The following is a 15,644-nucleotide window of genomic DNA, read 5'->3' on the forward strand; positions in this document are numbered from 1 at the left end:
GGTGGATCAATCTACCTCTTCTTTTATTTTTTTGGTCTTTAAAATATTATATGACTTATTAAAGAATATACTCTAGCAAAATGAGGATAAAATAATAGTAAAACTACTTAATTATCTGGAGGTAATATTATGCAAGAAGAAATAGTTAATTATTTAAAAGATAGAATAGATTACCAACAAGTGATAGGTGAGCCTTATCAAATCGAAGGAGTAACTTTAGTTCCTATTTTAGATATTTTAGTGGGGGGAGGAGGTAGTAATGATGCTAGTGGAGGGGGAGGAGTTTTAACTCCGGTTGCAATTATTATTATTAGACCTGAAGGGGAGGTATCTTTCTTACCTTTAGAGAAAGATTATCCCAAAGAGGAGATTACAGAGAAGTTTCCAGAAGTATTAGAGAAGGTTAAAAATAATTAATATCTAGCGAGGTGATTAAAATTTTTAAGTTAAAGGAAACAAACGGTATCAAATATTATATTATTGAAGAGTTTGCTAAAACAGGTTTAGTAGAACATGCTTTTAGTACTAGAGTAGGTGGGGTAAGTCAAGATGAGTATACTAGTTTGAATTTGGGTTTACATGTGGCTGATGATAAGGAAGCTGTAATTGAAAATAGAAAGCAAATTTGTAATTTATTAAATAGTGATCATCAACAGTTAGTGGCAGGAAAGCAATTACATAATGATCGAATTGAAATTATTAGTAAGGAAGACCAAGGAAAAGGGGCACTAAATTATGACTCTGCTTTAGATAATACTGATGCGTTGTTAACTAATCAGAAAGGGGTTTTATTAACTTCATACTATGCTGATTGTACACCTATCTTTTTATTAGATCCAGTTTTAGAGATTGTTGGTCTAGTGCATGCTGGTTGGAAAGGAACAGTTAAAAAGATTACTCAACAGACAGTTTTAAAGATGAAGGAAGTTTATGGAAGCAAAGTGAATAATCTATTAGTAGCGATTGGCCCTAGTATTGGTAAGTGCTGTTATAAAGTTGATGAGCATGTGCTTAATCATTTACAAGAGCAATTTGATGACTGGAAAGTTTTAGTTAAACAAATAAATGCTAAAGAATGGTGGCTAGACTTAAGTTTAGCTAATCGAGTTCAATTAGAGGAGTTAGGAGTTAACCCCAAGAATATTATAGATAGTGATTTATGTACTGCTTGTAATTCGGATTTGTTTTATTCTTATCGTAGAGATAATGGAGAGACTGGTAGAATGGCTAGTTTAATAAAATTAAAGTAATGGGGGATTAGTGATGGCTGAAAAAATTTTGGTAGTGGATGATGAAGAAAATATAGTCCAATTAATTAACTTTAATCTTAAGCAGGAAGGTTATGAGGTAATTCCTGCTTATGATGGCCAGCAAGCTTTAGAGAAGATAAAGAAAAAGAATCCAGATTTAATGGTCTTGGATTTAATGTTACCTAAAGTAGATGGTTTTGATATTTGCCGTCAAGTTAGAGAAGATAAGGACATTAAAAATTTGCCAATTATTATTTTATCTGCTAAGGAAGAAGAAGTAGATAAAATATTGGGATTAGAGTTAGGAGCAGATGATTATGTAACTAAACCTTTTAGCCCCAGAGAACTAATTGCTAGAGTAAAAGCTGTTTTGCGGCGAGTAGATTCGAATATAGATAAAAAAGAAAAAGATGTAATTGAGATTAAGGATGTTAAAATAAATTTAAATAAATATCGGGTTGAGGTAGCTGAAAATGAAATCAATTTAACCCCTAAGGAGTTTAAATTATTAAGTATTTTAATGAGTAATCTTGATCAAGTTTTTTCTAGGGCATATTTATTAAAGAAAATATGGGGTTATGATTATCAAGGAGATACTAGAACTGTAGATGTTCATATTAGAAGATTGCGTAAAAAGATAGAGGAATATAGTGAACTAGATTATATTATAACTGTTAGAGGAGTAGGTTATAAATTTAAAGATTTTAAGTAGGGAGAGAATTATGTTACATAAATTAAAGAGTATTAGATGGAAGATTATATCCTTGTACTTGATGTTATTAATTATAACTTTAGTTTTTTCAGGGTATTTATTGCAGGATTCTTTAAAAAATTATTTTTCTCATTGGTTAGATAGACAGTTAGTTGGAGAAATGAAGTTACTAGTTGGAATTATTAAACCATTAGTCAAAGCAGAAAATAGACCAGTTTTAGATAAAATGATTAATAAATATGGTAAACAGTTAGAAACCAGAATAACAATAGTTGATGATAGTGGTAAAGTCTTAGCAGACTCTAGAGAAGATCCAACTGAAATGGATAATCATTTATATCGTCCTGAGATTCAGGAAGCTTTGCGTCGTAGGGGGATTGGGAAAGAGATAAGACATAGTGCAACTTTAGATATTGATATGAGGTATGTTGCTTTACCTATTGAAAGTAACAAACAAGTGCTAGGGATTATTAGATTTGCTATCAGTTTAGATAAATTAAACCGGTTTTATTATGGAATTTGGAAAGTATTATTGCAAACAGGAGTAATTGCTTTTATAATTTCTATTATTCTTTCTTTTAAGTTTTCTAGCCAAATTACTAATCCGATTGGTGAAATGACTTCTGCGGTGCAAAGAATAGCTAACGGCTTTTTAGATCAAAAGTTAGTGATTAGAACTGAAGATGAGATTGGGAGATTGGCCCAAATGTTTAATCATATGGTCAAGAAATTAAAGAATAAAATGCAACAAATTTCTAGTGAAAAGAGTAAAGTAGAAGCAATTGTGACTAGTATTGGAGATGGGATTATTGCTACTAATGAGCACGGAGAAATTATTTTAATTAATTTAACCATAGAAGAATTATTTGCAGTTAAAGAAGAAGAAATGTTAGGTAAATCAGTAATTCAGATGACTAGAAGTTATAAGTTAGATGAGTTAATAAATAAAGCGTTAATAAAGGGAGAATCTTTAACTGAAGAAATAGAACTTTTATTACCAGAAGAAAGAATTTTCAGGGTGCGCTTGGCCCTTATTGAAAGAGAAGAACAAGCAGCAGGAGTAGTAGTGAGCTTAAGAGACATAACTGATATAAAACAATTAGAACAAATGAGAAAAGATTTTGTTAGTAATGTTTCTCATGAACTAAAAACACCTCTTACTTCGATTAAAGGTTATGTAGAGACTTTAATGGAAAGTGAATTAGAAAGTGGAACCTATAATTCTTTTTTAAAGGTAATTAATGATGAAGCTGAACGTCTTGAACACTTAATTAATGACATACTAGACTTATCTAAGATAGAATCAAGCGATAGTTTATTAAAAGAAAATGTAGATATGGTAGAAGTGGTCAATGGTATTATCCCTGTGGTAGAACCTAAGGCACAAAGAAAAAATATTATTTTAAACTTGGATGTCCCAGCTAAATTGCCGATAATAAAAGGAAATAAAGATCAGCTCTCTAGATTAATGATCAATTTAGTTGATAATGCCATTAAATATACTCCTTCTGGAGGAAAAGTAGAGGTTAGAAGCTATTCTGAAGATAATAATATAGTAATAGAAGTTGAGGATAATGGGATAGGAATTCCTCAAGAAGATATTTCTCGTATTTTTGAACGTTTTTATCGAGTTAATAAGGCTAGAAGTCGTAAGTTGGGAGGTACTGGACTAGGATTATCAATTGTAAAACATATTGTAGAACAACATCAAGGTATAATTGAAGTAGAGAGCGAACTAGAGAAAGGTACTAAATTTATCGTTAGATTATAGATAAATATTGGAAATGATTTATCTATTTTTGCAAATATAATAATATGGTTCTAAATTTAATCATTAATAGTTATTAATTTAAAGGAGTTTTAAATAATTATTAAGAAATAAATCAGTAGTATAGGTTATATTTTAGAGTAAATAATAATAATTTTATCTAGAGAACTGATAATAATATGAAAGATTAGGGTATTTATAAGGAGGAGAAGAAGCTGGTGAAAGTATTTAAAAAATTATGGCCATATATCAGTCGGTACCATTATTTGTTTTATGGTGGCATACTATTTGTTATTTTAAATGTTGGAGTATCAATGGTGCCAGGCTATATTAATAGGAAAATTATTGATGATGTGATCACTAATGGTCAGGTTGAGTTATTAACAAGGTTATTAATAGCTTATATGGGAGTTACTATTTTACGTTCTTTATTTATTGCGATCCAAAGATATTGTATTGAAGGTCTTTCGCAAAAGACCCTAAGGGATTTAAAACAGTCGGTTTATGATCATTTACAGAAGATGTCTTTTGATTTTTTTAATAAAAATAAGACTGGGGAATTAATGTCTAGGATGACAGGTGATATGGAGGCAATTAGAGTTGTTATTGCTGAAGGTATAATTCAATTAGTTAGATGTATTTTCTATATTTTATTTGTAGGCTTTGTTTTAATAAGAGAGAATATTCAGTTGACTTTAATCTCTTTAGCAGTAAGCCCTTTTATTGCTTTTTTCGCTTATAGGCTTTCTGAAAGAATCAAACCTGTTTTTAGTAAGATTAGAGAGCAATTTTCTGATTTGAATTCTACTGTACAAGAGAATATATCAGGAATTAGAATAGTTAAGGCTTTTCACCAGCAAGGCTATGAGATGGAAAAGTTTGATGAAGAAAATAATGAGTACTTTATAAAAAATTATAAGGCAGCTAAAGTTTGGGCCAAATATTTCCCAATAATTGAATTCTTAGGTGGAGTTAGCACAGTATTTTTATTATATTTTGGTGGTAGATTAGTAATTCAAGGAGAGATAACAATAGGAGTTTGGATGCAGTTTAATAGTTATCTGTGGATGTTGATTATGCCTATGAGAATGTTAGGTCATATAGTAAATATGATAAGTAGAGCTATTGCTTCTGGGGAAAGGATATTTAAGATCTTAGAAACAGAGACGGAAATAAAAAATAAAGAAAATCCAGTTTATGCTAATAGAGCTAAAGGAGAAGTAGAGTTTAAAAATGTCTCTTTAAAATATGATGATCAATATATACTAAAGGATATAAACCTTCATGCTAAACCAGGTAATACAGTAGCAATAATGGGAGCAACGGGCAGTGGTAAAACATCTTTAATTAACTTGATTGCTCGTTATTATGATGCTACTGAAGGTGAAATTTATATTGATGGTATAGATGTTAAAGACTTTGATCTAAAAAGTTTAAGAAAACAGGTCAGTATAGTAATGCAGGATGTCTTTTTATTTTCTGAAACATTAAGAAAGAATATTGCTTATGGTAGTCCGGAAGCTTCATTAGATGAAATAGAAGAAGCAGTAGAGATTGCAGGGGCCAAAGGTTTTATTAAAGAAATGGATGAGGGATATAAAACTGTTGTAGGAGAGAGAGGTATGGGGCTATCAGGTGGACAAAAACAGCGTATATCTTTAGCACGAGCTATATTGGAAGCGGCTCCAATCTTAATACTAGATGATGCTACTTCAGCAGTAGATATGGAGACAGAATATAAGATTCAAAAAGCACTAGAAGAAATGGAAGATAAGACTACATTGTTTATTATTGCTCATAGAATTTCATCAGTTAGAAATGCCGATGAGATTATCATCCTAAAAAATGGTGAAATAGCAGAAAGAGGAAGCCATAAAGAGCTTCTGAAATTAAAGGGTGAGTATTATAAGATCTTCAAGGAACAATATAAAGAATTAATTGATGATGATGGATATTTTAAAGGAGAATTGGAGGTTTCATAATGGCTAAAAATAGATATTTTGAAGATGAGAAATTAGAATCATTTAATCCACATCATATTAGGCGACTTCTAAAATATTTAAAGCCCTATAAATTTAAAGTTTTAATGGCAATTATACTTATGGCAATAGCAGCATTTGCTAATTTAACGGGTCCTTATTTAACTAAAGTAGCAATTGATAGATATATAGGCAGTGGTGATTTAGAGGGGTTACTATGGATTAGTTTAGGTTATATTGCTTTGTTAATGATAAGTGCTATTTGTGTAAGGTATAGAGTATTGCTAATGAGTAAAACCGGGCATAAAGTTATTAAGAATATTAGAAAAGAAGTTTTTGAACATATTCAAAAGTTATCTTTTAGTTATTTTGATTCCAAGCCAGCAGGTAAGATTATTGTTCGGGTTATGAATAATGTAAACTCACTAAAGAATGTATTAGAGAATGGATTGATTAACGTTATAACAGATCTTTTTAGATTTGTAGCTATACTTATTATAATGTTTAATCTTCATTTTAAGTTAACAATGATGGCGTTAGGGGTAATGCCTTTATTAATATTAACTGTTTTTTTAATGAAGAAAAAGATTAGACTTGGTTGGCGGAAGGTTCAGAAAAAGAATTCCAATTTAAATGCCTATATTCACGAAAGTATTACTGGCATGGAACTTACTCAAGCTTTCATTAGAGAAGATAGAAATAGTAATATAATGACAGATTTACTTGATGATAGTCGTAAATCTTGGATGCATGCAGTTATGTTATCTCATAGTGTATTTCCAATTGTGCTGATTATTAATGCAATTAGTATAATTTTGATGTATGTAGTAGGTATGAACTATTTAACGCAAGGTATAATTACAATTGGTACTTTAATTGCATTACTCCAGTATGTTTGGAGATTATGGCAACCAATTATTAACTTAAGCAACTTCTATAATCAACTTTTAATTGCAGGTTCTGCAGCGGAAAGGATATTTGATGTACTTGATACAGAAGTAGATATTGTAGATGCACCACAGGCTGTTCCGTTTCCTAAGATTGATGGGAAAATAGAGTTTAAAGATGTTACCTTTAGTTATGAAGAAGATATAAAGATACTAAAGGATATGAGCTTTAAGGTTGATCCAGGAGAGACAATAGCTTTTGTTGGTGAGACAGGTGCTGGGAAAAGTACTATCATTAATCTATTAACTAGGTTTTATGAGATAGATAACGGTAGTATTTTAATAGATGGCATTGATATTCAGGGTGTAACCCTTAAGTCTCTTAGAGAACAGATTGGTATAATGATGCAAGACACTTTTATTTTTTCTGGTTCAATTATGGAGAATATAAAATATGGTAACCTTGATGCTTCTAAAGAAGAAGTGATAGAGGCAGCAAAGACAGTTTATGCTCATGATTTTATAACTGAGCTAGAAGATGCTTATCAAACTGAAGTTAATGAACGAGGTTCAAGGTTGTCAGTAGGCCAACGACAGCTAATTTCTTTTGCACGAACTATCTTGTCAAACCCTAGTATTTTAATTCTAGATGAAGCAACCTCAAGCATTGATACTCAAACAGAGATTCTTATTCAAAAGGCTACTGAAGCTGTTTTGGAAGGTAGAACCTCTTTTGTAATTGCTCATAGGTTATCAACAATTAGAAATGCAGACCGAATTATGGTTATTGAGGATGGTGAGATTATTGAAACTGGCAATCATGAGCAGTTAATGGAGAGTAAAGGGGCCTATTATGAATTATATAAGGCCCAGTATAGTCGGGTCATTTAATAAAAAATTAACATTAAATCAGTTAAAACAGAAGAATAAGTCACTCTTTAATAAAAAAATAATATTTTAATCTAAAGGAGGCTAACAGTGAAATTACCAGTTGCAGTTCAATTGTATACTTTGCGTGATGAGACTGAAAAAGATTTTATTGGTGTTTTAGAAGAGATAGCCCAAATGGGTTATCAAGGTGTAGAATTTGCCGGTTATGGGGGATTAACAGCAGAAGAATTAAAACTTCATCTTGATCGACTAGGATTAAAATCTGTTGGTAGTCATGTAGGAATTGAAGAATTAACAAATAATTTAGAAGAAGTTATTACTTTTAATCAAAAGCTAGGAACAGATTATCTTGTATGTCCTTGGGCTGAATATGAAGAGCGAACCGATTATATAAATATGGCTCAGCAATTAACTGAAATTGGAAAAAAATGTAGAGCAGAAGGGCTTCAATTATGTTATCATAATCATGATCATGAATTTGAAGAATTTAATGGAGAATATGGCCTTGATTTAATTTATGAAGAGACTAATTCAAGGTTAGTGCAAGCTGAATTGGATACATTTTGGATAAAGTATGCAGGTTTAGATGTAGTGTCTTATATAAAAAAATACTCTAATAGATGTCCTTTAATTCATCTAAAAGATATGGAAGCAGAAAGTAAAGATTATTTGGAAATAGGAAATGGAATAATGAAGATAGATCAGATTATTTTAACAGCAAAAGAAGCAGGAGCTAAATGGTTGATTGTTGAACAAGACGAATGTAAAGGATCTGCTATTGAAAGTGTTAAAACAAGTTTTGAAAATTTAAAGAGACTAGATTTGGCTTAACATTGATAGCGTAAAAAAAGTATAGGTAAATTTATCCAAAAAATTAGAAAAGAGCCACTCCTATAATGTTTCACAGCCCATGAAGTAAATTTGACAATGATTTTCATAGTCTTCTTTTTGACAATGTCGTTTTCTTCCTTCAAAATATAACCAGAAGGAGGAAGATATTAATGGATGAACACAAGAGAAGATCTCCTCAAGAGAAAATGCAAATTGTACTCGAAGCCTTACAAAGTAGTAATATTTCTGAAACCTGTCGTAAACATAGAATTTATGAAAACCAGTTTTATCAGTGGAAAGAAAAAATGTTAGATTCAGCTAATACTGTATTTCAACATAAGAACAAGCGTGATCCTGAAAAAGAACAACTTAAACAGGAGGTTTCAGCTTTTCTTCTCAGTTTAGAAATAAGTTTTTTAAAAGACTTTTAAATCTCTGATTTTTGGAATAGAATAGGAATAGTTTTTTGCTTGTAAATTTAACTAGGCCAATTTGTTATTATATATTTTAGAGGTTAGCTTACATTTAAAATTATTAACATAGTGGAGTTGAAAAATATGAAATGGAATATAGTGATAGTATTGATAGTATTGATAGTATTTAATGTTCTTTTTATGTATTTTTATCCACATTCATATAATAGTTTTTTTAAAAAGTTTAAGAAACATTTAAAAGATTGGCTCTTTAATTAATGTTGTGATAAATCATCTGTGCTGCAATTGAAGTCTGTTGGTAAATGATTACAATAGGCTTCAATTTTTATTTTTAATTTCATTTCACATCTCTGAAAAGACTTACAAATGGTGAAAAAGCACCTGCATTAGCTAAAGAGTTAAACATACCTAAAAATACTCTTTACACCTGGAGAACTAAAGTTTTAAAAGGAAGCTCAACTACCAGTAAAAAAGCAAGTAAATGGAGTTCTAAAGATAAGTTCCAGGCTATTTTAGAGACTGCTAGTTTATCTGAATTGGAAACGTCTAAGTATTGCCGAAGTAAAGGAATTCATCTTAAAGAACTAAATAGTTGGATAAAACAATGTCAAAATGCTAATGATACTAAAATTACAGATCCCCAGAAACTTAAAAAAAGTCTAAAAAATGAGCAACAGAAAAATAAAGAACTTGAAAAAGAACTAAGGTATAAAGAAAAAGCTCTCGCAGAAACCGCAGCTTTACTGGTACTTAGAAAAAAGGCAAATGTGATTTGGGGGGAGCCCAAGGAAGACTGATCAGTAATTCAGATCGCATAAAAGCAGTAAAGCTGATCAATGAAGCAAGAGAAAATGGTTCTAGATTAGAACCAGCTTGCAGAGAGCTTGGAATTAGTTCTCGCCCCTATCAAAGGTGGACTAAAGATGGTGGCGTCAAAAAAGATCCAAGAAAGATAAACCGTTGGTTTTACACTCTGATAATGGCAGTCCAATGAAAAAAGACGAAGTAGAAAAATATATCAACCAACAGAAATCCTAATTGAAGTTCTGGATGGGGAGTATTCAAAGAAATTTTTAATTAAATACGACAACCATTCCTTTTAAAATCTTAACATAATTAAAAGGAGTAGAGGTAATATATTTCCAATAATAATTACTGTTCAATAACTGGAACCAGAAAAGAGGTAAGATATATTTCATTATTAGTCTTTACAGAATGCATCTTACCAGCTGGAACAACAAATGTATCTCCAACTTCTAACTCAATCTCTTCCTCTTCTAATATTCCAACACCAGCTCCCTTAATACAATAAAAAATCTCATCTTCCTTTGTATGCTTATGCAAAGGTACTTCCTTATCGGCAGGAATATGATAGATGTTAGTGTCTACTTTTTCTTTAATAGCTTCAAGATCCATATGAAATACATCCTTACTTTATAGGGTTTGAGTTACAGAATCAATAGTAATCTCTACTGCTGCTCTTGCCCAAGGAAATCTCTCTTCTATAGTGTTGAATTCTTCACCAGATTCTATAAAGTTAGCCTTTCCTTCAATTAAAAATCCTGTTCCTTGCCCCTTTAGCCCTTCTATTTCTTGACTACCTACTGTAATAAGTATTCTAATTAATATAGTCTTTATGCATCCATAAGTTTCTTTAGACTAAATATTTAACAGAAAATTATTACAGCTAGAGGTATGAAACAGGAAACTATTATTAAACTAATACAATATTTTTACAACCATTTGCTCTAGCCAGGGAACCCAACCTCTCCATATATTCTTGTTCAGGTGAATAACTCTCAATTCGTTCAGATCGAACACCTACAGGACGATATTTAATCAACTTATATCTAATTTTCTGATCAAGACCGGCCAGTAATTTACTTGTGTGATCAACATTAAACTCATTATCAAGGACTCCCGGAACTATAACAGTCCTTATTTCATATAATTTACCTATTCTAGCCATAAACTTAATATTTTCTATAACATTGCTATTGTCAATCCCAGTTAACCTCATATGTTCTGATGATCTAAATGATTTCAAATCAATCATGGCCATATCAAGATTATTTAATAATTTCTTCTTATCTTTTAATAGGATTGATCCATTTGTATCCAGAAAAGTACTTAACTCTAATTTCTTAATTTCACCAAAAAACTCTTCTAAGAAATCAGTCTGTAATGAAGCTTCTCCCCCAGAAACAGTTACACCTGAAATAAAGGGTCTTGTCTTTTTTACTTTTTTAACAATTTGATCAACATTCATTCTTTTAATACGGGGAGAACTACTTTGTTCACAGACCTCTATACATTTATCACAGGAACGACATAGTTCCTCATTCCAGTTGACAAATCCATCAGACATATCAAGGGCACCGACCGGGCAGACCGATACACAGTGCCCACAATGATTACAAAGATTTATCGTCTCTGGATTATGACAGTAGTAGCAGTCAAAATTGCAACCTTGTAAGAATATCGCTGTTCTATTACCAGGTCCATCTACTGAACTAAACGCTATTATTTTATTAACGAGTACTTCTGTGTTTTTTTCCTTTTTCTCAGTCATTATTTCTTAATTTTCTCCCATCCAGGTCTCGGTTTTTCATCGTTTCCAGTCCTAATGCAGTGGTATCTCTCAAAACAGAGTTACCTTCCTTCAATTTTTCCATCTCTGACCGTTTAACTAGATAACCTGTAATTCTAACTAATTCACTATCAGCCGTGTAAAAAGCAAACATCCTCAAACCAGACTCCATTGCTCCTTTGATAATGTCAAGCACTGCTTCAGGATTGCGTTTATTTGTACTATCAAAAGCAAATATATCACTTACTCCTGTCGGGAAAAAATGATGATATTGCCCTGCATGTAAGATGTGTTTGTGCATAACAGGTTCTTCACCGATTGGTATCCGACAACCTGGAGTTATTCCCTTATCTGACCCTATTCCCGACTGGGCATGTAAAAGGAACCTTTGATTAGAACCATTGCAAAATTGATTCTTATGATCTGCAACTTTATCTGCTATTTCTTCCATTATACTTAAGCCCAGTTCATCAGCCTTATCCCCCTGTCCGTATCTTTCTTCCGAATTTTCCTGATTCATGAAATAATTAACTGCTTCCGCCAAGCCAAAAACACCAAACATTGCCGTATAGTTATCTAAATTTAATAATCCTTCTTTGATTAAAAAGTTGGACTCAAAAAAACCACTTTCTTCAACAATAAATCTAATTCGTTTATCCATAATACCGGTCATTATCTCAATTGCATGTGGTAGCTTTTTAGCTAAAAGATCTTTTTTACTCTCTGCTGTTTCAGCCAATGCTTTTAGATTAAGTCTGACCAGAGTAAAACTTCCCCCTCCCAATGGTAGACCATTATAACAACTAGCTACTCCATATCGCTCACCAAAATCCTTAACAAACATCTTGTGATTAGCAAAATATGGTTTAGATACAGCCAACCCTGTTTTAACTGCCTCTAAGGCAAGTTCATCTGACGTAATTTCCTTATTATATTTTAAAGAAAGGTTTGGAATTGGATTTTCAAGCTCCCTTTCTGCCTGTAAAATCAACCTACCTGCTATAGTCTCTTCTGGACCTATATTGGCATGAACAAATGAATCAGTTAATGTTCTATCAATATGGGTTAAAAATAATTTGATTTGCGATAAAACCTTTTCTTCATCTTCAATATCATCTATAAAAGGATTTAAAAGTTGATCAATTTTGCCCAGATAGACAGGAAAAGTCGTAACTGATGGAATATGTTTATATAATATCAGTAGACTATTGATTGCTTCAGCCAGGTTCTGAGGTGGTTTCAGATCAAGGAAATCACTACCATGTTCCATGAATTTTTCAAAATTAACTAAATTATAACGCGGTTTAAAAGGAGCATTACCTTCAGCCAGATCACAAATGATCCCTTCTTCTAAAAGATGTTTTTCACCTTCATTCAAACCCAATACATCAAGGCTATTCTCAGCTGTCCGGGCCAGAGAAATTATCTTTTGATATTGTTCTAATTCTTGATTTTTAATGATTTTTAATACTTGCTCTTTCATTATAATAACCCCCTTGAATTTGACAAATACTCTACTAAGTATTATTTGTAATTATTTTAAAAAATATATATGTATAATGTTTCACAGCCCATGAAGTAAATTTCATAATGATTTTTTTGACATAAACTATTTCTCTTTTTATATGTAACATAGCAATATAATTCCATAATATAATAAAAACACCTTTGTTTATTAAAAGATAGATTATACTTCTTATTAAAATTAAATTGTGAATAAACAACTATTTTATTTCAGTTTTACCTTTTATAGCTCCAAATTTTAAATAATATGAATTTGATAGTCCTCAAAAGATAAGATATCTATTAGATTTATGATAAATTTAATTATATGAGATTATATCAATCGTCTTTTCTAAGATTTATTGTATGAATGGAAGATAGTAAAAAAGAAACAAAAAAATTAATGACTAAGTTTGGGGAACTGAAGTATAAAAGATCTTTTTACTAGTGAATAAAGTACCATACCAATGGCTTGGTCAAAGACTGGGGTTGATCAAATGTTTAGATTACGAGCATTTAAGTTTAACGGAGGAAGTAAAGAGAAATTGATGCTATCCTTAACATTTTTTAATTTGACAAACATTGTCGATATAGATATAATATTAGCGATAGATAAATTAAAGGTATACATATAAGAATATAAGTAGATAAGTATAAAAGTTAAAACAAGGAGGTGAAATAAAAGTGAATGGAGTCATTACTTTAGGTGAAGCATTAATCGATTTTATTCCTTTAGATAAGAATAATATTAAGTATAAAAAGAATCCTGGTGGAGCTCCCGCTAATGTAGCAGTAGGACTTAGTAGATTAGGGGCCAAGTCTAGTTTTATAGGCAAAGTAGGGGATGATGTGTTAGGAAATTTTTTAAAAGATACTTTAGCTAATAAAGGTGTTAATACTGATGGAATGCTATTAACAGATGAAGCTAGAACTGGATTGGTATTTGTCACTTTAGATGAAGCAGGAGAACGAAGTTTTAGCTTTTATATCGATCCTAGTGCTGATACGTTTTTAAGTAAATCAGATATTAAAGAAGAAATGTTTAGTCATAATAAAATATTGCATTTTGGCTCTATTTCTTTAATTAATGAGCCAGCTCGTAGTGCTACTAAATATGCTGTTAAAGCAGCTAAAAAAAATGAGATGTTAATTTCTTATGATCCTAACTTACGTTTAAGCTTGTGGGATGATGCTGCTCAAGCAAAAGAAAGTATTATTTCTATGCTAGCAGAAACAGATATTCTTAAGATATCAGAAGAAGAATTAGAATTTATTACTGGTACTCAAGAAGTAAAAGTAGGAGTTAGTGAATTAAAGAAAGAGTATGATATTCCATTAATTTATGTGACATTTGGTAGTAAAGGAGCTTACTATTATTATCAAGAAGATTTAAAGTTTGTACCAGCCATGAAAGTCGATACAGTTGATACAACTGGTGCAGGTGATGCTTTTGTATCTGGTATTCTTTATAATCTTAATGAAATGGATATAGATATATCTAAGTTAGATACTGAGTTTTTAAATTATGTAACAGAGTTTGCTAGTGTTTCTGGAGCTTTAGCTGCTTCCCAAAAAGGAGCTATGTCAGCACTGCCTAATTTAGATAAAGTGGAAGAGATTGTAAAGAATAAGTAAACTGGAGTAGTTGATTTTTAGTTTGATATTGTGTATAATTTAGTTAGAGATAGCTTTGGGAACGTTACCAGTTAGAGAAAGGAGTTGTTAGTATATGGGGATAACGATTAAAGAAATAGCTAAATTGGCTGATGTTTCAAAGTCTACAGTTTCAAGGGTTATTAATGATTCTGAACATGTAAGTGATGAAGCAAGAAAAAAAGTTCAACAGGTTATAGAAGAGACAGGATATATTCCTAATTCTTTGGCTAAAGATTTACAAAGGAATAAGACAAATACAATCGGAGTTATTTTACCCAAAATAAATACTAGCACCTTTTCTTCAGCAGTAGAAGGTATAAGTGATACAATGCATGAGAATGGTTATAATATCTTATTGACCAATACTAGATTAAATACTAAAGAAGAAATAAATCATCTTAAGTTACTAAAAGAAAAAAGAGTAAGAGGGATTTTGTTCTTTGCTACAGAGGTTACAAAAGAGCATATAGAAACATTAGAAAGAATAGATATTCCAGTCGTTATATTAGGGCAGGATACAAGCGATATTTTAGATTTTCCTTGTGTTATTCATGATGATTTTGTTTCAGCCCAAAATATAGTAGGATATTTAGTAGCTCATGGTCATAAGAATATTGGTTATATAGGTGTTGAAGAATATGATATTGCTGTGGGCCAACTTAGAAAAAAAGGATACGAAGCAGTATTAACAGAAAACAACTTAGAAATAAATGAAGAACAGATATATAAAGATGGTTTTAGTATGGAATCAGGGTATAAAGGTATGCTTGAAATAATCAATAATTCTCAAAAGTTGCCGACAGCTATTTTTGCTGCAACTGACCGGTTAGCTATTGGGGCTATAAAGTGTCTTAAAGATAAAGGTTATCAAGTTCCAGAAGATGTATCTATAGTAGGAATAGGTGACTCTGATATAAGTCCTTTAATCACTCCTGAATTGACAACGGTTCGTTATGACCATTTACAAGCTGGAGCAAAAGCTTCCCAAATTTTATTGAATTATATTAACAAGCAAGAAGTAACAGAAAAACTAGTTATGAATTCTCAGATAATAGAAAGAGAAAGTGTGAAAAATGTGTAGTTAAGGGTAGATTTTTGCTTGGGAAGGTTCCCAAAGGAATATTTTTAATGTTATCCTGGGAA

At 31.3% G+C, this 15,644-nt stretch carries 14 protein-coding genes; 11 read left to right on the forward strand and 3 right to left on the reverse strand.

What is annotated here, in order from left to right; genetic code table 11:
- Positions 1 to 129 precede the first annotated feature (129 nt).
- The 9 genes from HALHA_RS04015 to HALHA_RS13915 all read left to right on the forward strand — a co-directional run bounded on the left by HALHA_RS04015 (position 130) and on the right by HALHA_RS13915 (position 9,549).
- Positions 130 to 417: a GerW family sporulation protein gene (locus HALHA_RS04015; protein WP_015326514.1), complete on the forward strand. Its 288-nt coding sequence runs from the start codon at positions 130 to 132 to the stop codon at positions 415 to 417.
- A gap of 11 nt (positions 418 to 428) precedes the next feature.
- Positions 429 to 1,250, forward strand: coding sequence for a peptidoglycan editing factor PgeF (gene pgeF / locus HALHA_RS04020; RefSeq protein ID WP_015326515.1), 822 nt, complete (start codon positions 429 to 431; stop codon positions 1,248 to 1,250).
- Between the two features lie 13 nt (positions 1,251 to 1,263).
- Complete coding sequence (locus HALHA_RS04025) at positions 1,264 to 1,962, forward strand: response regulator (RefSeq protein WP_015326516.1); 699 nt, start codon at positions 1,264 to 1,266, stop codon at positions 1,960 to 1,962.
- Between the two features lie 10 nt (positions 1,963 to 1,972).
- A complete protein-coding gene (pnpS, locus tag HALHA_RS04030) occupies positions 1,973 to 3,733 on the forward strand; it encodes a two-component system histidine kinase PnpS (RefSeq protein WP_015326517.1) in 1,761 nt (586 codons plus the stop codon).
- Positions 3,734 to 3,948: 215 nt separating this feature from the next.
- On the forward strand, positions 3,949 to 5,712 hold the full coding sequence (locus HALHA_RS04035) for an ABC transporter ATP-binding protein (RefSeq protein ID WP_015326518.1): 1,764 nt from the start codon (positions 3,949 to 3,951) through the stop codon (positions 5,710 to 5,712).
- Complete coding sequence (locus HALHA_RS04040; protein WP_015326519.1) at positions 5,712 to 7,487, forward strand: ABC transporter ATP-binding protein; 1,776 nt, start codon at positions 5,712 to 5,714, stop codon at positions 7,485 to 7,487. Before HALHA_RS04035 ends, HALHA_RS04040 begins: the two co-directional genes overlap by 1 nt.
- Positions 7,488 to 7,574: 87 nt before the next feature.
- Complete coding sequence (locus tag HALHA_RS04045) at positions 7,575 to 8,318, forward strand: sugar phosphate isomerase/epimerase family protein (protein WP_015326520.1); 744 nt, start codon at positions 7,575 to 7,577, stop codon at positions 8,316 to 8,318.
- 170 nt (positions 8,319 to 8,488) lie between these two features.
- A complete protein-coding gene (locus HALHA_RS04050) occupies positions 8,489 to 8,749 on the forward strand; it encodes a transposase (protein ID WP_015326521.1) in 261 nt (86 codons plus the stop codon).
- 407 nt (positions 8,750 to 9,156) lie between these two features.
- Positions 9,157 to 9,549 carry a transposase gene (locus HALHA_RS13915; RefSeq protein WP_425402046.1) on the forward strand — a complete coding sequence of 131 codons (393 nt, stop codon included), beginning with the start codon at positions 9,157 to 9,159 and terminating at the stop codon, positions 9,547 to 9,549.
- A gap of 355 nt (positions 9,550 to 9,904) precedes the next feature.
- On the opposite strand, the gene HALHA_RS04060 is transcribed toward HALHA_RS13915, so the two are convergent.
- From HALHA_RS04060 to HALHA_RS04070, 3 genes are all read right to left on the reverse strand, one after another.
- Entirely contained in the window at positions 9,905 to 10,168 is a 264-nt protein-coding gene (locus HALHA_RS04060) for a cupin domain-containing protein (protein WP_015326522.1), read from the reverse strand.
- Between the two features lie 298 nt (positions 10,169 to 10,466).
- On the reverse strand, positions 10,467 to 11,324 hold the full coding sequence (locus tag HALHA_RS04065) for a YjjW family glycine radical enzyme activase (protein ID WP_015326523.1): 858 nt from the start codon (positions 11,322 to 11,324) through the stop codon (positions 10,467 to 10,469).
- Positions 11,317 to 12,825, reverse strand: coding sequence for a YjjI family glycine radical enzyme (locus HALHA_RS04070; protein WP_015326524.1), 1,509 nt, complete (start codon positions 12,823 to 12,825; stop codon positions 11,317 to 11,319). Before HALHA_RS04070 ends, HALHA_RS04065 begins: the two co-directional genes overlap by 8 nt.
- Before the next feature lie 704 nt (positions 12,826 to 13,529).
- Between HALHA_RS04070 and HALHA_RS04075 the strand changes: the two genes are divergently transcribed.
- Together HALHA_RS04075 and HALHA_RS04080 are read left to right on the forward strand one after the other, a co-directional pair.
- Entirely contained in the window at positions 13,530 to 14,480 is a 951-nt protein-coding gene (locus tag HALHA_RS04075; RefSeq protein WP_015326525.1) for an aminoimidazole riboside kinase, read from the forward strand.
- 94 nt (positions 14,481 to 14,574) lie between these two features.
- Positions 14,575 to 15,582, forward strand: coding sequence for a LacI family DNA-binding transcriptional regulator (locus HALHA_RS04080; RefSeq protein ID WP_015326526.1), 1,008 nt, complete (start codon positions 14,575 to 14,577; stop codon positions 15,580 to 15,582).
- The last annotated feature ends 62 nt before the right edge of the window (positions 15,583 to 15,644 follow it).

This window comes from Halobacteroides halobius DSM 5150, from assembly GCF_000328625.1.
GTDB lineage: Bacteria > Bacillota > Halanaerobiia > Halobacteroidales > Halobacteroidaceae > Halobacteroides > Halobacteroides halobius.

Coding starts and splice junctions, on each gene's coding strand:
- HALHA_RS04015 (WP_015326514.1), top strand. CDS start 130: ATGCAAGAAGAAATAGTTAATTATTTAAAAGATAGAATAGATTACCAA.
- HALHA_RS04025 (WP_015326516.1), top strand. CDS start 1,264: ATGGCTGAAAAAATTTTGGTAGTGGATGATGAAGAAAATATAGTCCAA.
- pnpS (WP_015326517.1), top strand. CDS start 1,973: ATGTTACATAAATTAAAGAGTATTAGATGGAAGATTATATCCTTGTAC.
- HALHA_RS04040 (WP_015326519.1), top strand. CDS start 5,712: ATGGCTAAAAATAGATATTTTGAAGATGAGAAATTAGAATCATTTAAT.
- HALHA_RS04050 (WP_015326521.1), top strand. CDS start 8,489: ATGGATGAACACAAGAGAAGATCTCCTCAAGAGAAAATGCAAATTGTA.
- HALHA_RS04060 (WP_015326522.1), bottom strand. CDS start 10,168: ATGGATCTTGAAGCTATTAAAGAAAAAGTAGACACTAACATCTATCAT.
- HALHA_RS04065 (WP_015326523.1), bottom strand. CDS start 11,324: ATGACTGAGAAAAAGGAAAAAAACACAGAAGTACTCGTTAATAAAATA.
- HALHA_RS04070 (WP_015326524.1), bottom strand. CDS start 12,825: ATGAAAGAGCAAGTATTAAAAATCATTAAAAATCAAGAATTAGAACAA.
- HALHA_RS04080 (WP_015326526.1), top strand. CDS start 14,575: ATGGGGATAACGATTAAAGAAATAGCTAAATTGGCTGATGTTTCAAAG.